At 67.3% G+C, this 21,381-nt stretch carries 21 protein-coding genes and 1 tRNA gene; 16 read left to right on the top strand and 6 right to left on the bottom strand.

All coding sequences use genetic code 11. From position 1 onward, the window contains the following. Positions 1-2 precede the first annotated feature (2 nt). Positions 3-938: a hydroxymethylbilane synthase gene (gene hemC / locus MNI96_RS07610; protein ID WP_249691800.1), complete on the bottom strand. Its 936-nt coding sequence runs from the start codon at positions 936-938 to the stop codon at positions 3-5. A 50-nt stretch (positions 939-988) separates the two neighbouring features. Here hemC and tsaD point away from each other — a divergent pair, with 50 nt between their 5' ends. The 10 genes from tsaD (at position 989) to leuB (ending at position 9,543) form a co-directional block, all read left to right on the top strand. Further along, complete coding sequence (gene tsaD / locus MNI96_RS07605) at positions 989-2,143, top strand: tRNA (adenosine(37)-N6)-threonylcarbamoyltransferase complex transferase subunit TsaD (protein ID WP_249691797.1); 1,155 nt, start codon at positions 989-991, stop codon at positions 2,141-2,143. After that, positions 2,140-2,664, top strand: coding sequence for an NUDIX hydrolase (locus MNI96_RS07600; RefSeq protein ID WP_249691795.1), 525 nt, complete (start codon positions 2,140-2,142; stop codon positions 2,662-2,664). Before tsaD ends, MNI96_RS07600 begins: the two co-directional genes overlap by 4 nt. After that, complete coding sequence (locus MNI96_RS07595; protein ID WP_249691793.1) at positions 2,661-3,680, top strand: NAD(P)H-dependent glycerol-3-phosphate dehydrogenase; 1,020 nt, start codon at positions 2,661-2,663, stop codon at positions 3,678-3,680. The genes MNI96_RS07600 and MNI96_RS07595 overlap by 4 nt, the downstream gene beginning before the upstream one ends. A 106-nt stretch (positions 3,681-3,786) precedes the next feature. Further along, positions 3,787-4,074, top strand: coding sequence for a YciI-like protein (locus MNI96_RS07590; protein WP_249691791.1), 288 nt, complete (start codon positions 3,787-3,789; stop codon positions 4,072-4,074). 3 nt (positions 4,075-4,077) lie between these two features. Further along, positions 4,078-4,500, top strand: coding sequence for an EVE domain-containing protein (locus MNI96_RS07585; RefSeq protein ID WP_249691789.1), 423 nt, complete (start codon positions 4,078-4,080; stop codon positions 4,498-4,500). Further along, positions 4,497-5,162 (top strand): class I SAM-dependent methyltransferase, encoded by a 666-nt coding sequence (locus MNI96_RS07580; RefSeq protein ID WP_249691787.1) that lies wholly within the window; start codon positions 4,497-4,499, stop codon positions 5,160-5,162. Before MNI96_RS07585 ends, MNI96_RS07580 begins: the two co-directional genes overlap by 4 nt. 145 nt (positions 5,163-5,307) lie before the next feature. Further along, positions 5,308-6,477 carry a M20 aminoacylase family protein gene (locus tag MNI96_RS07575; RefSeq protein WP_249691786.1) on the top strand — a complete coding sequence of 390 codons (1,170 nt, stop codon included), beginning with the start codon at positions 5,308-5,310 and terminating at the stop codon, positions 6,475-6,477. Positions 6,478-6,554: 77 nt separating this feature from the next. Beyond that, positions 6,555-7,340, top strand: coding sequence for a sulfite exporter TauE/SafE family protein (locus MNI96_RS07570; protein ID WP_249691784.1), 786 nt, complete (start codon positions 6,555-6,557; stop codon positions 7,338-7,340). Positions 7,341-7,376: 36 nt separating this feature from the next. Beyond that, positions 7,377-8,336, top strand: a complete 960-nt coding sequence (locus MNI96_RS07565; protein WP_249691782.1) for a threonine/serine dehydratase — start codon at positions 7,377-7,379, stop codon at positions 8,334-8,336. A gap of 94 nt (positions 8,337-8,430) precedes the next feature. After that, positions 8,431-9,543, top strand: a complete 1,113-nt coding sequence (gene leuB / locus MNI96_RS07560; protein ID WP_249691780.1) for a 3-isopropylmalate dehydrogenase — start codon at positions 8,431-8,433, stop codon at positions 9,541-9,543. Positions 9,544-9,620: 77 nt separating this feature from the next. Here the strand turns inward: leuB and MNI96_RS07555 are convergent, their stop codons facing one another. The 4 genes from MNI96_RS07555 to MNI96_RS07540 all read right to left on the bottom strand — a co-directional run bounded on the left by MNI96_RS07555 (position 9,621) and on the right by MNI96_RS07540 (position 12,404). Continuing rightward, a complete protein-coding gene (locus MNI96_RS07555; RefSeq protein ID WP_158194141.1) occupies positions 9,621-9,824 on the bottom strand; it encodes a Trm112 family protein in 204 nt (67 codons plus the stop codon). 93 nt (positions 9,825-9,917) lie between these two features. Continuing rightward, positions 9,918-10,598, bottom strand: coding sequence for an LON peptidase substrate-binding domain-containing protein (locus MNI96_RS07550; protein ID WP_249691778.1), 681 nt, complete (start codon positions 10,596-10,598; stop codon positions 9,918-9,920). A gap of 147 nt (positions 10,599-10,745) precedes the next feature. Then, positions 10,746-11,738: a thioredoxin gene (gene trxA / locus MNI96_RS07545; RefSeq protein ID WP_249691776.1), complete on the bottom strand. Its 993-nt coding sequence runs from the start codon at positions 11,736-11,738 to the stop codon at positions 10,746-10,748. A 150-nt stretch (positions 11,739-11,888) separates the two neighbouring features. Continuing rightward, a complete protein-coding gene (locus MNI96_RS07540; RefSeq protein ID WP_249691773.1) occupies positions 11,889-12,404 on the bottom strand; it encodes a prolyl-tRNA synthetase associated domain-containing protein in 516 nt (171 codons plus the stop codon). Positions 12,405-12,662: 258 nt separating this feature from the next. Here MNI96_RS07540 and MNI96_RS07535 point away from each other — a divergent pair. Then, a tRNA-Gly gene (locus MNI96_RS07535) sits at positions 12,663-12,737 on the top strand. A 115-nt stretch (positions 12,738-12,852) separates the two neighbouring features. Here MNI96_RS07535 and MNI96_RS07530 read toward each other — a convergent pair. After that, entirely contained in the window at positions 12,853-15,705 is a 2,853-nt protein-coding gene (locus tag MNI96_RS07530; protein ID WP_249691770.1) for a sensor domain-containing protein, read from the bottom strand. A gap of 491 nt (positions 15,706-16,196) precedes the next feature. Between MNI96_RS07530 and MNI96_RS07525 the strand changes: the two genes are divergently transcribed. From MNI96_RS07525 to MNI96_RS07505, 5 genes are read left to right on the top strand one after another with little or no spacing between them, the layout of a single operon-like run. Next, entirely contained in the window at positions 16,197-17,351 is a 1,155-nt protein-coding gene (locus MNI96_RS07525; protein ID WP_249691768.1) for an ABC transporter ATP-binding protein, read from the top strand. Positions 17,352-17,384: 33 nt separating this feature from the next. Further along, positions 17,385-18,521: an ABC transporter substrate-binding protein gene (locus MNI96_RS07520; protein ID WP_249691765.1), complete on the top strand. Its 1,137-nt coding sequence runs from the start codon at positions 17,385-17,387 to the stop codon at positions 18,519-18,521. Between the two features lie 58 nt (positions 18,522-18,579). Continuing rightward, complete coding sequence (locus MNI96_RS07515; RefSeq protein ID WP_249691763.1) at positions 18,580-19,401, top strand: ABC transporter permease; 822 nt, start codon at positions 18,580-18,582, stop codon at positions 19,399-19,401. Next, positions 19,398-20,252, top strand: a complete 855-nt coding sequence (locus MNI96_RS07510; protein ID WP_249691761.1) for an ABC transporter permease — start codon at positions 19,398-19,400, stop codon at positions 20,250-20,252. The genes MNI96_RS07515 and MNI96_RS07510 overlap by 4 nt, the downstream gene beginning before the upstream one ends. Beyond that, on the top strand, positions 20,249-21,286 hold the full coding sequence (locus MNI96_RS07505) for a LacI family DNA-binding transcriptional regulator (RefSeq protein ID WP_249691759.1): 1,038 nt from the start codon (positions 20,249-20,251) through the stop codon (positions 21,284-21,286). The genes MNI96_RS07510 and MNI96_RS07505 overlap by 4 nt, the downstream gene beginning before the upstream one ends. The last annotated feature ends 95 nt before the right edge of the window (positions 21,287-21,381 follow it).

Genomic DNA, 21,381 nt, shown 5'->3' with positions numbered 1-21,381 from the left:
GCTCAATACGCGAAGAAGTCCGGGCCGCCGCGGCGCTTCAACTCGGCGCCGGCATCGCGGCCCATCGCCTCGGCCTCGGCCGCCGCTCCCTCGCGCCGGGCCTCATGGACCGTGCGCCCGTCGGGCGTCAGGATCAGACCTTCCAGCACCAGCTTGTCGCCGGAAAGGCGCGCAAGCCCGCCGATCGGCGTGCGGCAGGAACCATCGAGCTCGCGCAGGAACGCACGCTCGGCCACCAGGCAGATCTCCGTTTCCGCGTCATGGATCGCGGCGATCATCTGCCGCGTCGCCGCATCGTCGGCGCGCGCCTCGATGCAGATCGCCCCCTGCCCCACGGCGGGCAGGAACTCCTCCACCTCCAGCAGGGAGGTGATGACATGGGCGAGGCCGAGCCGGCGCAGGCCGGCATTGGCGAGCAGCGTTGCATCGACCACTCCGTCGGCCAGCTTCTGCAACCGGCTCTGGACATTGCCGCGATAGGTCACCACCTCGATGTCCGGCCGCAGGCGCTTGATCATCGCTTGGCGGCGCAGGCTCGAGGATCCGACCACCGCGCCTTGCGGCAGGTCGGCCAGCCGTGCCGCCTTCGGCGAGATGAAGGCGTCGCGCACATCCTCGCGCGGCAGGAATGCGATGATCTCGAGCCCGTCGGGAAGCACCGTCGGCATGTCCTTGGAGGAATGCACGGCGATGTCGATCTCCCCCTCCATCATCGCCGTTTCCAGCTCCTTGGTGAAAAGGCCCTTGCCCCCCACCTCGGAGAGCGGACGGTCGAGGATGCGGTCGCCGGAGGTCTTGATCACGACGATTTCGAAGGCCTCCTGCGGCAGGCCATGGGCGGCCATCAGCCGGTCGCGGGTCTCGTGCGCCTGGGCAAGCGCCAGGGCGCTGCCGCGCGTGCCAATGCGCAAGGGAAGGCCGGAATGTTTTGTTTGCAAGAAACTCGTCCCTGGTGTTAGGCGGGGTGCGTCCGTTAGGCGGAACCGCGATGATAAGACCTGAAAGCGCATCGGCCAATGCGGCCGGCTCAAGTTTCCCTCCTGCCGGGCCGCTGACGGTGCTGGGCATCGAGACCAGCTGCGACGAGACCGCCGCCGCCGTGGTGCGCCTTGCTCCCGATGGCGACCGTGAGATCCTGTCCGACGTGATCCGTTCGCAGACCGGCGAGCACGAAGCCTTTGGCGGCGTCGTACCCGAAATCGCCGCGCGCGCCCATATCCGCATTCTCGACGGACTGGTGAGCGCGGCGCTCAAGGACGCCGGCGTCGGCTTCGACGACCTCGACGCGGTCGCCGCGACTGCAGGCCCCGGCCTGATCGGCGGCGTCATCGTGGGCCTGACGACGGCCAAGGCCATCGCCATGGCCGCCGGCAAGCCGCTCGTCGCCGTCAACCATCTGGAAGGCCACGCGCTGACGGCGCGGCTGACCGACAGTCTGCCGTTTCCCTACCTTTTGCTGCTGGTATCCGGCGGACATACCCAGTTCCTGCTGGTGGAGGGCGTCGGCTGCTACCGGCGGCTCGGCTCCACCATCGACGATGCCCTGGGAGAGGCCTTCGACAAGACGGCGAAGCTCCTGCAGCTCGGGTTTCCGGGTGGGCCGGCCGTGGAGAAGGCCGCAATGCGCGGCGATCCGTCGCGCTTCCACCTGCCCCGACCGATGCTCGACCGACCGGGCATCGACCTCTCCTTCGCCGGGCTGAAGACCGCCCTTCGCACCACCGCCGAGGCGAACGCGCCACTGTCGCAGCAGGATGTCGCGGACCTGTGCGCCTCCTTCCAGCAGGCAGTGACCGACGTGATCGGCGAGAAGAGCCGGCGGGCGCTCGCCCTCTTCGCCGAAAGCCACCCCGAGATCGCCCCTGTGCTGGTGATCGCCGGCGGCGTTGCCGCCAACACGGCGATCCGGGCGCGGCTGGAATCGGAGGCGGAAAAGGCCGGCGCACGTCTCGTCGCCCCGCCAGGCCGCCTGTGCACCGACAATGCCGCGATGATCGCCTGGGCCGGCATCGAACGGCTTGCAGAGGCGCATGCGGCCGGCGAGATTCTGGACGAGCGCGATGCCCCGGCGCGGCCGCGCTGGCCGCTGGATGCGGAAGCCACCGCCGTGATCGGATCGGGACGCAAGGGAGCCAAGGCGTGACCGCCGACCCCCGCTTTTTCGAGGGCGTCCTGTGCGACGCCATGCCGGACCGCTTCGACCGACTGAAGCACAAGGCCTATATCTACTTGACGGCCGGGCGCGAGGTACTGGTCTTCCGCCAGCCCGACCAGCCGGAAGTCGGCCTGCAGGTGCCGGGCGGCACGGTCGACCCCGGCGAGAGCCATCTTTGCGCCGCCTGCCGCGAATTTCGCGAGGAAACCGGGCTCGAGGTCGCCCGCGCGCTCGACCCGCTCTGCGAGCAGACCGTGCTCTTCGACAATTCCCGGGGACGCGACATCCACGCCCGTCGGCTCTATCACGGCCGCCTGCGCGGCAACGAGACGCGCCAGGCCCGCTGGGAGCACTACGAGATGACGCCCTCGGCCGGCGGCGATCCGATCCGCTTCGAGCTGTTCTGGATGGATGTCGGCGAGGCCTTGCGGCTCGGTCCGGACCGCTTCTTCACCGGCTTTCATGCCCCACTCGCCGAGTTGGCACGCCGATTGGGAGTTGCCCCGTGAGCCGCAAGGCGGACAGCGCGCCGGAGATCCGCCGCATCGCCGTCATCGGCGGCGGCGCCTGGGGCAGCGCATTGGCGCTCACCGCCGCGCGGGCCGGACGCGACACGGTGCTGTGGGCACGAGATGCCGAAACGGTCGCGGCCGCGGCCTCGGGTCGCGGCAATCCGGCCTATCTGCCGGGCATCGCCTTCGACGCGAAGGTGGCGGCGACCACCGACCTTGCTTTCGCGCTCGCGGGCGCCGACGCAGCGCTGCTGGCGACACCGGCCCAGACCACACGCGCCATGGGCGCGGCCATCGCCCCGCTTGCCCGTCCTGGCCTGCCGGTGGTGCTGTGCGCCAAGGGCATCGAGCGCGAGACCGGCCTGTTGCCGGCGCAGGTGCTGGCCGAGGTCGCTCCCGCATGCCGGGCGGCGATCCTCTCGGGCCCGAGCTTTGCCGCCGATGTCGCCCGCGGCCTGCCGACGGCGGTGACGCTGGCCGCCGAGGATGGCGAGCTGGCCGATGCGCTGGCGCTGGCGCTTGCCAGCCGCCAGTTCCGCCCCTACGCCTCGACCGACCCGCTCGGCGCACAGATCGGCGGTGCCTTGAAGAACGTGCTGGCGATTGCCTGCGGCGCGGTGGCAGGCAAGGGCTGGGGCGCCAGCGCGCTGGCCGCCCTGACCGCGCGCGGTTTTGCCGAGCTGAGCCGGCTCGGCCTGACGCTGGGCGCCAGGCCCGAAACGCTGACGGGTCTTTCCGGCCTTGGCGATCTCGTCCTGACCTGCTCCTCGGCCCAGTCGCGGAATTTCGCTTTCGGCATGGCGCTGGGCGAAGGCTGCACGGTGGCCGAACTCGCGGCGACCGGCAAGTTGGCGGAGGGCGTGCATTCCGCCGCCGTTGCCGTCGATCTCGCCGCCCGGCACGGGGTCGAGATGCCGATAGCGGCAGCGGTGGCCGACGTGCTGGCCGGCCGGCTCGGCGTCGACGAGGCCCTGGAGCGGTTGATGACCCGCCCGCTGCGCCGGGAAACCTGACGCGGACCCGCTTGCGGGCAGCCGCGAACCGGGTATCTATGCCGCATGATCCTCGGCGTCTTGCCATGCGCGAGACGCTACCGAACCGATACGGGAGGCCCCGCCGATGCTTTATGCCCTCATCTGCACCGACAAGCCGGGCGCGCTGCAGACGCGTCTCGACAACCGCGCCGACCACCTCGCCTTTCTCAAGGCGATGGGCGACAAGCTGAAGGCGGCCGGCCCGTTCCTTGACGACGACGGCGGCATGACCGGATCGCTGGTGGTGATCGAGGCCGCGAACCGCGACGAGGCGCTCGCCGTCGCGTCCGAGGACCCCTATGCCCGCGCGGGCCTTTTCGAGAGCGTCGAGATCCGGCCCTGGAACTGGGTCATCAAGAACCCGGAGATGTGAAGCATGCGCTACTGGCTGTTCAAGTCCGAGCCGGACAAGTGGTCCTGGGAGATGCAGAAGGCGAAGGGCGAAGCCGGCGAGCAATGGGACGGCGTGCGCAACTACCAGGCCCGCAACAACATGCGCGAGATGAAGCTCGGTGACCGCGGCTTCTTCTACCATTCCAACATCGGCAAGGAAGTGGTCGGCATCGTCGAGGTCTGCGCGCTTGCGCACCCCGACAGCACCACCGACGATCCGCGCTGGGAATGCGTCGACATCCGCGCCGTCCGCGACATGCCCAAGCCCGTGACGCTGGCCGACGTCAAGAACGAGCCGCGGCTCTCCGACATGGCGCTTGTCACCTCCATGCGCCTGTCGGTGCAACCGGTGACGGCAGAGGAATGGAAGATCGTCTGCGAGATGGGTGGCCTGACGGACGCATGACCACGACCGTCGATCCGCGCGCCTTCGTGCTGGCGAACACGCGGATCCACCCGGTCCCGCATGCGCCGGAGATCCGCCTGCACCTGGCCGACGAGGCGGTGGCACTGTGGCAGAAGACTGAGGACGATCTCGGCGCCATCGGCCTGCCGCCGCCGTTCTGGGCCTTCGCCTGGGCCGGCGGCCAGGCGCTGGCCCGCCATATCCTCGACGAGCCCGCGCTGGTCGCCGGCCGCAGCGTCTACGATTTCGCAACGGGATCGGGACTGGCCGCCATCGCAGCTGCCCGCTCCGGTGCGGCACGGGTAACCGCTTGCGACATCGACCGCTTCGCACTCGCGGCCGCCCGGCTCAACATGGAGCTGAACGAGGTCTCCTTCGCCCTCGACGGCGAAGACCCGCTCGATCTTGCCCCGCCCGACGCCGAGGTGATCCTGACCGGCGACGTCTTCTACGAAAAACCGATGGCGAGCCGGGTGCTGACCTGGGCCGACCGGTCGCTGGCCCGCGGCTCCCGCGTCCTGATCGGCGATCCGGGGCGCGCCTATCTGCCGAAGGAGCGGCTGCGGCACCTGGCCACCTTCAACGTGCCGGTGAACCGCTCGCTGGAGGATTTCGAGGTCAAGCGCACCAGCGTCTACGAACTGCTGGCGTCGAAAACCTGACGTAGCGGCGAGGCGGCGCCTGCAAAAGTGGGCCGGCAAAATGGCGCCGGGACTTGCGCAAGTCCACGTTTTCGGCGTCAGATACGCGCCTCTCCGCGGCAGCACCGCAGCCTCGACACCCTTTCGCCAAAACCAGAGGACTATCATGCCGATCATCAACCGCTTCGCCGATCTCGCCGAGGAGATCACCGAGTGGCGCCGTGACATCCATGCCCATCCGGAACTGCTTTACGACACGCACCGCACCTCCGAACTGGTCGCAGACAAGCTGAAGGCCTTCGGCGTCGACGAAGTGGCGACCGGTATCGGCCGCACGGGCGTGGTCGGCGTCATCAAGGGAAAATCGAACGGTTCCGGCAAGGTGATCGGCCTGCGTGCCGACATGGACGCGCTGCCGCTCGATGAGATCACCGGCAAGCCCTACGCCTCCACCGTTCCGGGCAAGATGCATGCCTGCGGCCATGACGGCCACACCGCCATGTTGCTCGGCGCCGCCAAGTATCTATCCGAGACCCGCAACTTCGACGGCACTGTCGTGGTCATCTTCCAGCCGGCCGAAGAGGGCGGCGCCGGCGCCAAGGCGATGGTCGACGACGGCCTGATGGACCGTTTCGGCATCCAGGAAGTCTACGGCATGCACAACATGCCGGGCGAGCCGCTGGGCAGCTTCCACATCCGCCCGGGCGCGATGATGGCCGCTGCCGACCGCATCCAGATCGACATCGAGGGCGTCGGCGGCCATGCCGCCAAGCCGCATGAGGTAGTCGACACGCTGCTGGTCGGCGCCCACATCATCCAGGCGGTGCAGTCGATCGCCAGCCGCAACGTCGATCCGCTGAAGTCCGTGGTCGTGTCGATCACCGCGTTCAATGGCGGCTTCACCGACAACGTCATCCCGCAAACGGCACGCCTGCGCGGCACCGTGCGCACGCTCGATGCGGAAATCCGCGATCTCGCCGAAAAGCGGCTGAAGGAGATCGTCCCGACCATCGCCTCCGCCTTTGGCGCCAAGGCCGAGGTCAACTACCTGCGCGACTACCCGATCACCATCAACCACGCCGAGCAGACGGATTTTGCCGCCGGCATCGCCCGCAAGATCGCCGGCGACGACAACGTGGTGACGGACGTCGCCCCGACCATGGGCGGGGAGGACTTCTCCTTCATGCTGCTGGAGCGTCCGGGCGCCTTCATCTTCGTCGGCAACGGCGACAGCGCCAACCTTCACCACCCGGCCTATGACTTCAACGACGAGCTGATCCCGGTGGGTTGCTCCTACTGGGTCAAGCTGGTCGAGACGGCGATGCCGGCCAGCTGATGCCGTCGATCTGATCCAAGACCGGATGCGGGAGACCCCTCCCGCATTCGCCCCCTCCCCCACCTGCGGGCCTCCCTTTGACCGCCCTTCTCGACACGCTGCAGCATCTCACCGCCGCTCCCGGCATGTCGGCGGCCTCGCAAGTCCTGCTCATCGCGGTCAGCCTTGCCACATCCGCCGTTTCCGCCGCCTTCGGGCTGGGCGGGGGCATGATGCTGATCGCCGTGATGGCGCAGGTCATGCCGATCCCCGCGCTGGTCCCCGTTCACGGCGTCGTCCAGATGGGCTCCAACGGCGGCCGGGCGCTGGTGTTGCTGCCGCATGTCAACTGGATCGCCGCGCTGTGGTACGCGCTCGGCGCGGTCGCAGGCGCCATCCTCGGCGGTGCGCTTGCCGTCAACCTGCCGGCGGAGATCGTCCGCCTCGCCCTCGGCCTCTTCATCCTGTGGATCGTCTGGGGCCGGATGCCGCGCTTCGAGCGCGCGCCGAAGCGGGCGATGGCCGGTGCCGGCTTCGTCGCCACCGGCCTCAGCATGGTCTTCGGTGCCACCGGCCCGATCGGTGCGGCGGTGCTGGCGGCCCTGCGCCTGCCGCGCCAGACCTTCGTTGCCACACAGGCGGTCACCGCGCTGTCGCTGCACGTGTTCAAGATCGCCGTCTTCGGCTTTCTCGGCTTCGCCTTCGCCCCCTGGACAGGCCTGATCCTGGCGATGATCGCCAGCGGTTTCATCGGCACGCTGATCGGCACGCGCCTGCTTGCGCGCATGTCGGAAGGCGCATTCCGATACGGGTTCCGTCTCCTCATGACCGTCCTTGCCGGCGGTCTCGTTCTGCGCGGCCTTGCCGGGTTCCTGCCCGCCTGAACCGCAGTCCCTTTCACCTCCCTCAAGGAGCCAGTCATGACCGAGCAGGCCGCAAAGCCCCTTCCCGTCACCGCCGCCGACATCGAGGCCGCCGCCGCACGGATCGCCGGCCGGGTGCGCCGCACGCCGGTGGTCGACAGCGGCGCCGGCAGCTTCGGCATCGATGCTTCGTTGTCGATGAAACTGGAACTGGTCCAGCATACCGGCTCCTTCAAGGCACGCGGCGCCTTCAACACGCTGCTGTCGTCCGATGTTCCGGAGGCAGGCGTTGCGGCGGCCTCCGGCGGCAACCACGGCGCGGCGGTCGCCTATGCGGCGCGCGCCCTCGGCTATCCGGCGGATATCTTCGTCCCCGAGACCTCCGCACCTGCCAAGATCGCCCGCATCCGCGCCGCCGGCGCCAGACTGCATGTGGCCGGCACCCGCTATGCCGATGCGGCGGAGGCCTGCGCTCGCCACCGGGAACAGACCGGCGCGATGGACATTCACGCCTATGACGCGCCCGGCACCATCGCCGGCCAGGGCACGGTGGCGCTGGAATGGCTGGAACAGGTCCCCGATCTCGACACGGTGCTGATCGCCGTCGGCGGCGGCGGACTGATTTCCGGCTGCGCTCTTTGGCTGGCCGGCAAGGTGCGAGTGGTGGCGGTGGAGCCGGAAGGCTCCTGCGCCCTGAACGCTGCGCTCAAGGCGGGCGAACCGGTCGATGTGCCGGTCGACAGTCTCGCCGCCGACAGTCTCGGCGCCCGGCGCTGCGGCGATCTCGTGCATACGATCTGCGCCGCCCATGTCGATCAGAGCCTGCTGGTGACCGACGAGGCCATCCGCACAGCGCAGACGCGGCTGTGGACGGAGTTGCAGGTGGCGGCCGAACCCGGCGGGGCGACGGCACTCGCCGCCCTGACCTCGGGCGTCTACCGCCCGGCGCCCCTTGAGCGGGTCGGTGTGCTCGTGTGCGGCGGCAATGTCGCACTCGACAGCATCGCGACCGGCTGAGCCGCATGCTTGCCAAGCGGCGCGCGACGTTCTAGCAGAAACCGGAAAGATCATCCCTTCGGCCTTCCGGAAAACCCACGAGGAAACGCTTCCAATGACGACCTACAAGCTTCTGCTCCTGCCTGGCGACGGCATCGGCCCCGAGACCATGGGCGAAGTGAAGAAGGTGCTCGGCTGGTTCAACGCCCGCGGCATCGCCAGCTTCGAGACCGAGGAAGACCTCGTCGGCGGCTGCGCCTATGATGCGCATGGCAAGGCGATCTCGGACGAGGCGATGGCCCGCGCCATGGCCTCCGACGCGGTGCTGTTCGGCGCCGTCGGCGGCCCGAAGTGGGACGGCGTGCCCTATGACGTGCGCCCCGAAGCCGGCCTGCTGCGCCTGCGCAAGGACATGGAGCTCTTCGCCAACCTGCGTCCGGCGATCTGCTACCCGGCACTGGCCGACGCCTCGTCGCTAAAGCGCGACGTGATCGAGGGTCTCGACATCCTGATCCTGCGCGAACTGACCGGCGGCGTTTATTTCGGCGAGCCGAAGGAGATCACCGAGCTGGGCAACGGCCAGAAGCGCGCCGTCGACACCCAGGTCTACGAGACCTACGAGATCGACCGCATCGCCCGCGCCGCCTTCGAGCTGGCCCGCACCCGTCGCGGCAAGGTTACCTCGATGGAAAAGCGCAATGTGATGAAGTCCGGCGTGCTCTGGAACGAGGTGGTGAGCCAGGCCCATGCCGACGGCTACCAGGACGTCGAACTCGAGCACATGCTGGCCGATGCCGGCGGCATGCAGCTGGTCCGCTGGCCCAAGCAGTTCGACGTCATCGTCACCGACAACCTGTTCGGCGACATGCTGTCCGACGTCGCGGCGATGCTGACCGGCTCGCTGGGCATGCTGCCCTCGGCCTCGCTCGGCGCTCCGGCCCCGGAGACCGGCAAGCGCAAGGCCCTGTACGAGCCGGTGCACGGCTCGGCGCCGGACATTGCCGGCAAGGGTGCGGCCAACCCGATCGCGATGATCGCAAGCTTCGCCATGTGCCTGCGCTACTCGTTCAGCCTCGTCGAGGAAGCGGACCTGCTGGAGAAGGCGATTTCGTCCACACTGGACAAGGGCCTGCGCACCCGCGACATCGCCGGCAAGGGCGACAGCGCCATCGGCACCTCGGCCATGGGCGATGCCATCGTCGCCGAACTCGATGCGCTGAGCGCCTGACGCGCATACCGCAATGCAAAGGGCCGGCCCCGCGGGGCCGGCCCTTTTTCGTTTCGGATTGCCGCCGGGCTGTTCGCTCAGGCGGCGTCGCTGTCGTCCAGAGGACGAGCTTCGTCCGGCAGCATGATGGGAATGCCGTCGCGGATCGGATAGGCGAGCTTGGCCGCGCGTGAGATCAGCTCCTGCTTCGCCGCATCGTATTCCAGCGTCGTCTTGGTCAGCGGGCAGACCAGCAGCTCCAGGAGCTTGCGGTCGAGTGCATGGGCGGGTTCGCTCGCCATCCCGGTCTCTCTCCGTTGTCGGGCCTGTGCCAGCCCGGTTCCGAACCGATTGCTGCCATGGCCGGAACGCCAATGCAACAGCGGCACCCGCTCCTATTGCAGCGTCACACCGCCCTCGTCGCGGCTGCGGCGGGCAAGATCGACCTCGGTCAGGGCCACGAGCGTCTCGGCGCGCGTACGAAGGTCCGGTGCCTCCAGCAGCGCCTGCTTCTCAGCCGGGCCATAGGGGCTCATCATCGCCAGCGCATTGACCAGGATTTCGGTCGAGGCGCGGTCGATGCTGTCCCAGTCTGCCTCCAGGTCATTCGCCTCGAGATAGGCACGCAGCGTCTTCACCAGCCCGTCCCGGTCGACCTCGTCCTCGCCGAGCCCGGTGCCGAAATCCTCCGCAAAGCCGGCTGAAGCGATGCGCCCTATCCGATAGGGCGTGAGCGTCGCCAATTCCTCTTCGAGGCGGAACCGCGCGATGCCGGTCAGCGTCACCAGATAGCGCCCGTCGCCGGTTTCCTGCACCGCAATGATGCGGCCGAGACAGCCGATCCCGACGAGCGGCGGCACCGGCTCCTCCGTCTTGCCGGATGCGAAGTCGGGCTGGATCATGCCGATCACCCGGTCGTTGGCCAACGCCGCGTCGATCATCGCCACATAGCGCGGCTCGAAGATGTTGAGCGGCATCTGCGCCTTGGGCAGGAGCACGGCCCCGGCGAGCGGGAACAGCGGAACCGTCGCCGGCAGGTCTGAGAAACTGGAATAGATCGCGTTTCCGGCGCGCATGTCGGATCACCCGTTGGAAAGCGTTGCGGCAGGCAGCAGCCTGCCTTCTCCTTTCCTATATGGGCGCACCGACCGCGCGTGGCCAGCCGGAGCCGGCCGTGGAGCGAAAAAAGCCCTGCCGCTCAAGGCAGGGCCGGGACTGCCGGTTCAACGGAACAAGACAGCCGACAGGCGTCGGCGACCATAAGCCGTCGCAGGATCCTTGTGCCCCCAGGCCTCGAAGAACTGCAGCAGCTGCTTGCGTGCCCCGTCCTCGTTCCACTCCCGGTCGTGGCGCACGATCTCGATCAGCTGGTCAACCGCCTCCTGGCGCCGCGCGGCGCTGGAGCCGAGCGCGACGGCCAGATCGAAACGCGCCTGGTAATCGGACGGATTCTCGGCGATGCGCGCCTCAAGACCGGCAAGATCGCCCAGATTGCTTGCCTGATCGGCAAGGTCTAGCGCCGCACGGGCAGCGGAGATCGCCGGATCGGAGGCAGCCGCCTCCGGCGCCATCGCCAGCACTTCGCGCGCCTTGTCGAGCGCCTCGGCGGCGACATAGCACTGGGCAAGCCCGCCGATGGCGACAGCGCTTTCCGGCTCCATCGACAGGGCGGCGGCATAAAGCTGCGCGGCCTGGGCGAGATCGCCGGCCTCGCGCGCGGCCTCGGCCTGCGCAATCACCTGCTCCAGATCGCTCGGCCCGATCGGCCCGGCGATTCGCTCGATGAACGCCTTCACCTGGCTTTCCTGCTGGGCGCCCATGAACCCGTCGACCGGCTGGCCGTTCTTGAACGCGATGACTGCCGGGATCGACTGAATGCCGAGCTGGCCGGCCACTTCCGGATGATCGTCGATGTTCATCTTGGCAAGGATCACCGCACCGCGCGCATCGCGCACGGCCTTTTCCAGCACCGGGGTCAATTGCTTGCAGGGGCCGCACCACGGCGCCCAGAAATCGACCAGCACCGGCTGCTTGCGCGAAGCCTCGATGACATCGGCCATGAAGGTCTGCGTGGTAACGTCGCGAATGACGTCCGCCGCCGGCGCACCACCGGCTGCCGGGCCGGCAGCGCCTCCCGGTGCGGCCGGCGTCCCGTACCCGCCACCGCCGAAGGACCCGCCGAAGCTGCCTCCGACCGAAAAACCGTCGTTGCTCATACCCTGTCGTCCCCGGTTGCGCGAACGGCTGCCGTCAGCCTGTCCGTCGCGTGATTCGTCTGGTTTCCCTCTTTCGCGCTGCCGGGTGGTCCGGAAGATCGGGAGGGCTGCCGCATGTTGCGCCTAACATGGGCGCATCGGCGGCAAAATTCAAACCGCGCCGTGCTGGCCGGATACCGCGATCACACGCGGTTCGTGGCCGCAGGCGCGCGCGAAGGCCAACAGCCCTTCGCGCGAGATCGTCGTGGTCGCCGTGTTCTCCAGCGGATGGAAATTGAGCGGCTCGACCTCCATCATCGCCGCATCGAAAACCGGCGTAACCCTCTGCCCCTCGCGGTCGTTGATCAGGGCAAAGGGTGTCACCGAACCCGGCAGCACGCCGAGCACCTCCATCAGGAGGTCCGGCTTGCCGAAGGAAACCCGCCCCTGCGCGCCGATCAGCTGGTGAATCGATTTCAGGTCGATCTCCGCATCGTGCAGCGCCACCACCAGGAAGATGCGGCCCTTCTTGTCCTTCAGGAACAGGTTCTTGGTGTGGCCGCCGGGAATTTCGTCGTGGATTTCGGTGGATTCGGCGACCGTGAACACGGCCGGATGATCGCGCGTTGCGACCTCCAGACCGAGGCCGTCGAGAAAGGCGAGAAGGTCCTGGCGATTGGCCGGCATGGGGTCCTGTCCTGATCCTGCGGGCCGGAAGTCCGGCGGGACGGCTCAACTTTTGCCTCGCAAATCAAGGCAACACCGGTCTAGCCGACGCAGCCGCCCGTGCACAAGCCGGGCCGCGCCCCATGCCCGCCAACGCCCGGAAATCCACTGTTGATCCACAGCCCGCGACGCACGAAAAACACTGTTGCAATCCGGATCGCCTTGGTTCATATACAGCCCACCTCAGGCGCCGGTCGCGACCGGCTGCCACAAACTGATGCGGGCGTAGCTCAGGGGTAGAGCACAACCTTGCCAAGGTTGGGGTCGTGGGTTCGAATCCCATCGCCCGCTCCAGTTTATAGAGCAAACAAAAAGCCGCGCTTCGCCGCGGCTTTTGTCGTTTGAGTCACCTTGCCTTGCTCAACTGGCCTGGCCGGCTTCGCAATCGTCTTGTCGTACGCTTCCCCGATCAGATCGAATGGTTGCCGCTTTCCACCGGCTCTCTCGGTGCCACCCGCCAGGAGGGAAGCCGCGCCGGCCGGCCGATGAAAAACCCTTGCGCGATATCGCAGCCCAACTGCTCCAGGTACAGAAGCTGCGCCTGCGTCTCCACCCCTTCGGCAACCGTCGTCATGCCAAGGCTGTGCGCCAGACCGATGATGGCACGCACGATGGCGGCATCGTCCTCCGATTGGCCGATATTGCGCACGAAGGACTGGTCGATCTTCAGCCGCGACACCGGAAAGCGCTTGAGATGGGTGAGCGAGGCATAGCCGGTCCCGAAATCGTCGAGGGCTAGGCTGATGCCGAGCCGCCTGAGCGCGGTCAGCGTCTCCGCAATCCGCTCGGCGGAGCGGTCGAGCAGCACGGTTTCCGTTACCTCGAATTCCAGTTGCCGCGGATCCAGTGCGTATCGCGCCAACGCTTCCGCCACATAGTCGGGAAAATGTGGGTCCTTCAGCTGCGAGGTCGCGAGATTGATCGCAAGCTGGCCCGGAGCATTCCGCTCCCCGGCCGCCTCGGAAAAGATGGCAAAGGCCCGCTCCATGATCGCCCGGCCAAGTACGCCGCCGAGCCCGAGATCTTCGGCGATGCCGATGAATTCGAGCGGGCTGATCGTCTGCCCCGCATGCTGCCAGCGCGCCAGCACCTCGAAGCCGACGATGCGGCGGTCGCCGAACCCTAGCTGCGGCTGAAAGGCGACATCGATTTCTTCTGCCGATATCGCCCGTCGCAGTGCATCGCCGAGTTCGTGGCGACGCTCCAGCCGCCGCCGCAGCTGCGGATTGAACAGGGTCCAGCCGTTCCGGCCCTGGGCCTTCGACTGATAGAGCGCGATATCGGCATTCTTGATGATGTCGGTCGGCGTGTCGCCGTCCGCCGGAAACAGAGTTACGCCCATTGAAATTCCCGGCCGCATCATCCGATCGCCGAGCCGGGTGCGCGCGGTCAGCGCCTTGTGCAGCTTCTCTGCCATCCTCTCGGCCGCCAATTCGTCCGCAAGACCGGTCAGCAGCACCGCAAATTCGTCGCCTCCCAGCCGCGCAACGACGTCTCCACGCCGCAGCAGGCGACGCAGCCGCTGCGCCACCACCCGCAGCAAGGTATCGCCGGCATCATGGCCAAGGGTGTCGTTGATCGACTTGAAGTGATCGAGATCGATGATGACGAAGGCCCCGATCCGGTCGCGGGCGCGCTTGCCTTGCAGCACCTTGTCCAATTCGCGCGTCATTACCGACCGGTTGGCCAACTGTGTCAGCCCATCCGTCTCGGCTGTGCGGCGAATGGCCAGCTCGGCATGCTTCAGCGCGGTAATATCGGTGCGTACGCCGACGATGGCGCCGCTGGCCGAACGCCTTTCGCTCACCTGCAACCAGCGCCCGTCCGACAAGAGCTGGATGCTCGGCTCGCTCGGCGGATTACGGTGGATCGCAATGCGGTTCAGGATCCAGGCTTCCCTCTGCTCCTCCGTCGCACCCGGATCCATATACTGCCCTGCCGCAACGCCATGACGCAGGATGTCCTCGAACGGCGTGCCTTCGCGGATGAGCTTGGCCGACAACGTGTAATAGTCACGATAGGAGCGGTTGAAGAGGATCAGCCTGTCCTCGGCATCGAAGGCCGCAATCGCATCGGGAATGGTCTCGATGACGTCGTGCAGAAGCGCCCGTGCCTCGACGAGTTCGGTCACATCCGTCTGTACGCCGACAAAGCCTTCCGGCTCCGCTCCCTCTCCTTGAATCGGCAGGATATCGAGGTCGAGCCAATAACGCCGGCCGGTTCGCGACTGGTTCAGCACCTGCACCCGCACAGAACGCCCCTCGGCGATGGCCGCGCTCATCTCCCGTACGGTTTCGGGATCGGTTTCAGGACATTGCAGCAACGCGCCGGGCTTCTTGCCGAGCACCTCGGCTTCCGAATAGCCCGTCAGGCGCTCGAAGGCGGTGTTCACCCAGCGAACCCGGCCGACCCGATCGCACACCACCACCGCATTGTTCGTCGCCCGGATGACGATGTCCGAACGCCGCAGCTGCTCTGCCATGGTTTCGCGCCGCGTCACGTCGCGCGTCACGCCACGATAGCCGAGAAACCGGCCGTCGGGCGAGCGGCGCGGCCGGCCGTTGACCTCCACCCACATTGACTCGCCATTGGCGCGCATTCCGGGAAAGATGAAGTTCACGATCGGCAGTTGCTGCGCCACCGTTTCCATATAGCCCCGCCAGAGCGGGTCGTTCGCCGTGTCCCCGTTCGCCACCTCCCAGCGGGTACGACCGATCCACCCGGCGAAGTCGAGGCCGAGCCGCTCCCCGTCGCCTATCACGCTGGCAAAACGATGCTCCTCGTCCGTCTCCCAGACCCAGTCGGAGGAAACGGCCACGAATTCCGCCAGCCGCTGATGCGCCTCATTGAGCCTGCGAACCGCGTCGGTCCGGGCGGTCTGGTCGACCGAAACGCCGACACCGCCGATGATCACCCCATCGGCCGTCACCGGTTCGATGGAGGTTTCGGAGACGAGCCGACCGCGCGAGGTTTCCAACTCCCGGCTGTAGTGAACGCGCTCCCCTCCGATCACCCTGAGGTGCATCTCAGTCCAGGCCTGCCCCTCCTCGGGGCCCAGGCCCGCCTCGCTCGGCAGCAACCCCACAGCGCTGCCATGGGTCTCCCGATCGATGCGGTTCTGGAAGACATAGCGACCGCTGCAATCGAAGATCCACGCGGGGTGAGGGAGACAGTCGAGCACAGCGGTCAGGCCGCGGGTGCTTTCGAGAATCCCGGTCTCCTGGGCGGAGGCGGGATCGGAGGAAGAATCGTCCCGATCCATCTTGCATCCCGTTCGGCGGATGTTGCCGCGCCGATCGAGGTCTCGGGCCGCAGCCTACCATCCAGCGTCAATTCTGTGGCCGGTCGTGGGCAGGTTATTTGCACGGCCCTGGTACCTGCCCTTTTCGTGCAAGCTTCTCCCAAGCCGAAGCATCCACATCCTGGTTCGGAAGCCATCGCCCCGAGGCCGCACATCCACGAATCGTCCGCCTGTCGAAACTTGCATGACCTGCTGATTTCTCAAAGCGACAAGTCGCGGATCGACCGCCCCTTCACCTCTCACGACCGGCAGAGAACGCGGCGGAAGCCTCGCTGTGGCGCCAGCGTCATCTCGCCGTTACACGCACCGCCTATCACTGAGCTTGGAAGTTTTGACGTGTCTGCGGCGTTGCGCCGCACGAAGGCCGAGGCTAACAATATGGAAACGCCGTTTCGTCGGCCGAAGAAAAACAGCGTGTATCTTGCAATGCACAGCTGTGCAAAGGGTGGAAAATGACGCAAGAGGGCTTCCTGAACATCGCGGGGCTGTCCGCGGGCTATGGCGCAACGCGTGTGCTCGAGGGGCTCAACCTCGCCATCGGCAAGGGAGAGTTCGTCGCGCTGCTCGGCTCGTCCGGCTGCGGCAAGACCACCTTGCTGCGTGCCATTGCCGGCTTCGTGAAGCCCTCAGGCGGCAGCATTTCCGTCGACGGTGCCGACGTTACGCGCCAACCGCCGGACAAGCGCGGCATGGCGCTGGTCTTCCAGTCCTACGCCCTGTGGCCGCACATGACGGTGGCGCAGAACATCGGCTACGGGCTGAAGCTGCGCGGCCGGCCGAAGGCCGAGATCGCAAAGCGCGTCGGTGAGCTGGAAGACCTGCTCGGCCTGTCCGGCCTCGGCGGCCGCAAGCCCGGTGCCTTGTCGGGCGGCCAGCGCCAGCGCGTCGCGCTCGGCCGGGCACTGGCGATCGATCCGCAGATCCTGCTGCTCGACGAGCCGCTGTCCAATCTCGACGCCCGCATCCGCCTCAAGGTCCGTCACGACATCAGCGCGCTGCAGAAGCGCCTCGGCATCACGGCGGTGCATGTCACCCACGACCGCGAAGAGGCCATGGTGATGGCCGACCGCATCGTCATTCTCGACCGCGGCCGCATCGCCCAGCAGGGCACGCCGCAGGAGCTGTACAACCGCCCCGCCACCCCCTTCGTCGCCGCCTTCATGGGCGCGGAGAACCGCATCGATCTGACCGGTCGGATCGCCGGCGACAGGGTCATCATCGCCGCCGGTCTGGCCAATGCCGCGGCCGATCTGGCCCTGGACGGACGGCCGCTGACCGACGGCGATCTGGAAGGGCGCTTCCGCGCCGAGGCCGCATCCCTCCTTACCGGTGAAGGCGACGGCACCGCCACCCGCGACGCGCTGGAATTGCCCGGCCGCGTCGAGGCGGCGAGCTATCCGGGCGGTGCCTGGCGCCATTCCGTGCGGGTCGGCGAAGACACGCTGCTGGTCGACAGCCCCGAACCCTTCGCGCTCGGCGCGGCGGTGCGTATTCGCATCCCTGCCGAAGCGCTCTTCCTCTTCGTCCGGCAGGGACACCCTGCCGGCCCCGAAGGCTCCTTGAGCGACGGCACCGAAGGCCGCGTCCTGGAAGCATCCGAGAGCTGAACGTCAATGATGTCTAGAAAGCGGAGTACCGACATGAGGAAACTTCTTTCGGCGACGCTGGTGCTGGGCCTTGCGTCCACACCGGTGACGGCGGCCGAACTGACCGTGATCACGGCCGGCGACCAGAACATGGTCGACTACATCAACGAGTATCTCGGCCCGATCTTCGAGGAGCAGAACCCGGGTCACACGGTGCGCGCCGTCGGCACCGGACCGGGCGATGCCGGCTCGCAGAAGATCCTGGAGCGCTTCGAGGCCCAGAAGCAGGCCGGCAGCGAGACCTGGGACACGGACGTTGCCGTCGTCCACGAGAAGTTCGCAGGCCCGATGGTGTCCGGCGGCTATCTCGAGGCCTATCGCGACACCATCTCCACCGGCAAGCTGGTGACACGGTCGAATGCAGACATAGCGCTCGGCTCGAACGTCAAGGGCTACGTCATGCCGATGTTCAACAGCCAGACCGCGCTCGCCTACAACCCGGCCCTGCTGCCGAACCCGCCGAAGAGCTACGAGGAGCTCGCCGCCTGGGTGAAGGAGAACCCGAAGCAGTTCGGCTACAACGGCATCAAGGGCGGCGCCTCGGGCGTGAGCTTCGTCATGGGCTGGGTCTACGCCTTCGGCGAGGGCGACGCCGGCAAGCTGATGAACGGCCCCTTCGAGGAGGCCGAGACCACCAAGTGGGACGCCGCCTTCGACGGCCTGAAGGAGTTCACCCAGAACGCCACCCTGACCCCGGGCAATGCGGGCACGCTCGACCTGCTGTCGCGCGGCGAGATCGCCATCGGGCCGGTCTGGGTCGACATGTTCTATTCCTGGCAGGCCAACGGCCAGCTGCCGCCGGAATTCAAGCTGGTGCTACCGGCGCCCGGCATGCCCGGCCAGCCGATGCACTACGTGATCCCGGCCAAGGCTCCGAACAAGGAGCTGGCGGAGAAGTTCGTCGAGCTCGCCACCAGCCCGAAGGTGCAGGCGGAAGGCATCGTCAAGCGCTTCAACTGGTATCCGGGCATCGATGCGCAGCACGTCCAGGCCGAGCTCGATGCCGAGACCTGGAACAAGCTGTTCACGGACGTGTCTCCGGAAGACCTCGCCAGCTACGGCAAGCCCTTCCCGATCGCGCCCTACAACAACGCGATCCTGGAAGCCTACGAGGCCAAGGCCGCGAACTGACCCTCACCGCAAAGGCCGCCCGGTTTCCCCGGGCGGCCGCCACCGGATCGACGCCATCATGCCAAGACGCCTGCTCGGACTGCTTCTCGTCCTGCCCGCCCTGACGGTGATCCTGTTCCTGTTCGTACTGCCGCTCGCCCTTTCGGTGGTCGGCGCCTTCGAGACCGAGGCGGGCTACGGGCTGGACAACTTCACGAAGTCCTTCGCGCTCTACAGCTCCGACATCCTCTTCACCGTGGTGATCGTCGGCCTGTCGACCTGCCTGATCGGGCTCTTCTCGATCGCCATCGGCGGCTATCTGACGCTGGGCGAAAACCCGCGCGCCGTGGCGATCCTGCGCTGGCTGTACCGGTGGCCGCTGTTCATTCCCTTCATCGTCGTCGGCCAGGTGCTGCGCACCTTCCTCGCCAAGAACGGCTTGATGAACAACATTCTCGTCGGTGCCGGCCTCATCACGCCGCTGCAGGCGGTAAGCTTCCTCGACTGGCGCGGCATCGTCATCGCCTTTGTCTGGAAGCAGACGCCCTTCGTGACGCTGCTGCTTGCAGGCGCCATGGCCTCGGTCGACCGCGGCACCATCGAGGCGGCACGCAATCTCGGCGCATCGCGGCTCCGCATCCTGATCGAGATCCTGGTGCCGCAGGTCGCCACCACGCTGATGGTCGGGCTGGTCCTGTCCTTCGTCACGATGATGTCGGTGCTCTCCGTGCCGCTGATGATCAACGCCCAGTCGCCCACCATGCTGACCGCCGACATCGCCTTCCGCATCAATGCCTATGGCGACTACGGCGTGGCCAACGCGCTCGGCCTGATCTCGCTCGCCGCGACCGCCTGCGTCGCATGGTTCTACCTGCGCCAGAGCATGAAGGAGCGCGGATGAGCGCCTCGTCGACACCCCTTTCGCGCAAGGCCGAGCCTGCGCGCATCCGCCCGGACCTTTGGTGGGTGCCGCGTGCCATCGTGCTCGGCCTGCTCGCCTTCATCATCTTCGGCCCGCTGACGAACCTCGTCCTGTGGACCGTCGCCGAGCGCTGGTACTTCCCCCATGCGCTGCCGCTCGAATACGGCTTCAGCTACTGGGAGCGAGTGTTCTCGCCCCGCGGCAACGCGATGGAATCTCTCGCCAACAGCGTCCTGGTGGCGAGCCTGACGGTGGTTCTGGCCATCGCGCTGGCAGTGCCTGCCGGCTATGCGCTGGCGCGCCTGCGCCTGCCGTTCAGAGCGCTGATCCTGCTGGCCTTCCTGATCCCGCAGGCCTTCCCGAACCTGCCGGTCTACGTCAACATCGCCCGGCTCTTCTACCAGATCGGCCTCAACGGCACGGTCATCGGCGTCGTGCTGGTGCATGTTACCCACGGGCTGGTCTATGCGGTCTGGATCGCGACGGCTGCCTTCTCCGCCGTCGACAGCGAACTGGAACAGGCGGCCCGCTCACTCGGCGCCGGCGCTTTCCGCGCCTTCCGGGACGTGACGCTGCCGCTTGCCGCCCCGGGACTGCTGGCCAGCGCGATCTTCGTCTTCCTGGAATCGCTCGACGAGTTCACCGGCAGCTACTTCGTCGGCGCGCCAGACGTGAATCTGTTGCCGCTCCTGCTCTATACAGCGGGTGCCGGCGGAAACTATCAGGTGGCATCGATCACGGCGTTGTTGCTCCTGATACCGTCCATTGCTTTCATGCTCGTCGTCGAGCGATTCCTCAGATCCGACGTGCTGTCGAAGGTTGGCCATTGAAACGGGACCAGGGCGAAAAGACCCCCGCACGGCGCTTCATCAGCGCGCAGCAGGTGGCACAAAAGGCCGGCGTATCGCGCTCGGCGGTCTCGCGCGCGTTTACGCCGGGCGCCAGCATCGCGCCGGAAACCCGCGAGAAGGTCATGCAGGCGGCAGCCGAGCTCGGCTACCAGGTCAACGATCTGGCGCGCGGCCTGCTCGCCAACCGCAGCCGCCTCGTCGGGCTCATCGTCACCCGGCCCGAGGTGGGCTTTCGCGCCCATCTCGTCTCCGCCCTGACGCGAGCGCTGATCCTGCGCGGCAGCGTGCCCCTGATCATCAACACCGGCAGCCTCGAGCAGGAGCTGCAGGCGGCGCAGAATGCCCTGTTCGGGTACCGCGCGGCGGCAACGATCATCCTGTCCGGCTCGCCTCCGGCCTCCTTCGTGGAACTGGCCCGGCGCAACGGCCAGCCGCTGATCATGATCGGACGCTCCGAGCCCGACTGCGATCACGTGCGCATCGACAATACCGGTGCGGCCCGAGAGGCCGCACGGCTCTTCGTCGAGCGCGGCTTCACGCGCCTCGCGGTGGCCGGGGTCTCCTCGGCGACGCCCAGCCTCGTCGAGCGCGAGGACGCTTTCGCGGACGAGGCCCGGCGCCTCGGCGCCAGCGTTGTCCGCGTTCACGGCAAGGAAGCCAACTATGCCGGCGGCCAGGAGGCTGCCGATGCGCTCCTGGGGGGGGATGCGGCACAAGAGCGACCCGAAGCTGTCTTCTGCGTCAACGATCTCGTGGCCATCGGCCTGATGGACCGCGCCCGCAGCAGGTTCAGCCTCGATCTTCCGCGGGATCTTGCGATGATCGGTTTCGACGACATCCCCGAAGCGTCCTGGGACGCCTACCGGCTCAGCACCTTCCGGCAAGATCCGGAAAAGATGGCGGAAGGCGCCGTCGCCCATCTGGAGCGACGGTTGACCGACCTGGATGCGCCGCCCTCGACCCTGAGGCTGGAGGCCATCTTCGTGGAACGCGCGACGACGCCCGGACGTTGACCGCTCAGCCTGCCTTAGCGGTTGGCCAGGTCTGCCGCCGAAGGCAGAAAGATGCTACCTGCGGGGAATACGCCTCGGCGGAGCATGTTTCACCA

It is taken from the genome of Stappia sp. WLB 29 (assembly GCF_023507705.1).
Taxonomy (GTDB): Bacteria; Pseudomonadota; Alphaproteobacteria; order Rhizobiales; family Stappiaceae; genus Stappia.
Note: the sequence above shows the minus strand (reverse complement) of the source record. Positions and strands in the feature narration are given on the sequence as shown.

What these genes read in the sequence shown, in the direction of transcription:
- MNI96_RS07590 (WP_249691791.1), top strand. Translation starts at nt 3,787, where the DNA reads ATGCTTTATGCCCTCATCTGCACCGACAAGCCGGGCGCGCTGCAGACG.
- MNI96_RS07515 (WP_249691763.1), top strand. Translation starts at nt 18,580, where the DNA reads ATGCCAAGACGCCTGCTCGGACTGCTTCTCGTCCTGCCCGCCCTGACG.
- MNI96_RS07550 (WP_249691778.1), bottom strand. Translation starts at nt 10,598, where the DNA reads ATGCGCGCCGGAAACGCGATCTATTCCAGTTTCTCAGACCTGCCGGCG.
- trxA (WP_249691776.1), bottom strand. Translation starts at nt 11,738, where the DNA reads ATGAGCAACGACGGTTTTTCGGTCGGAGGCAGCTTCGGCGGGTCCTTC.
- MNI96_RS07530 (WP_249691770.1), bottom strand. Translation starts at nt 15,705, where the DNA reads ATGGATCGGGACGATTCTTCCTCCGATCCCGCCTCCGCCCAGGAGACC.
- MNI96_RS07555 (WP_158194141.1), bottom strand. Translation starts at nt 9,824, where the DNA reads ATGGCGAGCGAACCCGCCCATGCACTCGACCGCAAGCTCCTGGAGCTG.
- tsaD (WP_249691797.1), top strand. Translation starts at nt 989, where the DNA reads ATGATAAGACCTGAAAGCGCATCGGCCAATGCGGCCGGCTCAAGTTTC.
- MNI96_RS07540 (WP_249691773.1), bottom strand. Translation starts at nt 12,404, where the DNA reads ATGCCGGCCAATCGCCAGGACCTTCTCGCCTTTCTCGACGGCCTCGGT.
- MNI96_RS07525 (WP_249691768.1), top strand. Translation starts at nt 16,197, where the DNA reads ATGACGCAAGAGGGCTTCCTGAACATCGCGGGGCTGTCCGCGGGCTAT.
- MNI96_RS07580 (WP_249691787.1), top strand. Translation starts at nt 4,497, where the DNA reads ATGACCACGACCGTCGATCCGCGCGCCTTCGTGCTGGCGAACACGCGG.
- MNI96_RS07575 (WP_249691786.1), top strand. Translation starts at nt 5,308, where the DNA reads ATGCCGATCATCAACCGCTTCGCCGATCTCGCCGAGGAGATCACCGAG.
- MNI96_RS07565 (WP_249691782.1), top strand. Translation starts at nt 7,377, where the DNA reads ATGACCGAGCAGGCCGCAAAGCCCCTTCCCGTCACCGCCGCCGACATC.
- MNI96_RS07585 (WP_249691789.1), top strand. Translation starts at nt 4,078, where the DNA reads ATGCGCTACTGGCTGTTCAAGTCCGAGCCGGACAAGTGGTCCTGGGAG.
- leuB (WP_249691780.1), top strand. Translation starts at nt 8,431, where the DNA reads ATGACGACCTACAAGCTTCTGCTCCTGCCTGGCGACGGCATCGGCCCC.
- MNI96_RS07520 (WP_249691765.1), top strand. Translation starts at nt 17,385, where the DNA reads ATGAGGAAACTTCTTTCGGCGACGCTGGTGCTGGGCCTTGCGTCCACA.
- MNI96_RS07510 (WP_249691761.1), top strand. Translation starts at nt 19,398, where the DNA reads ATGAGCGCCTCGTCGACACCCCTTTCGCGCAAGGCCGAGCCTGCGCGC.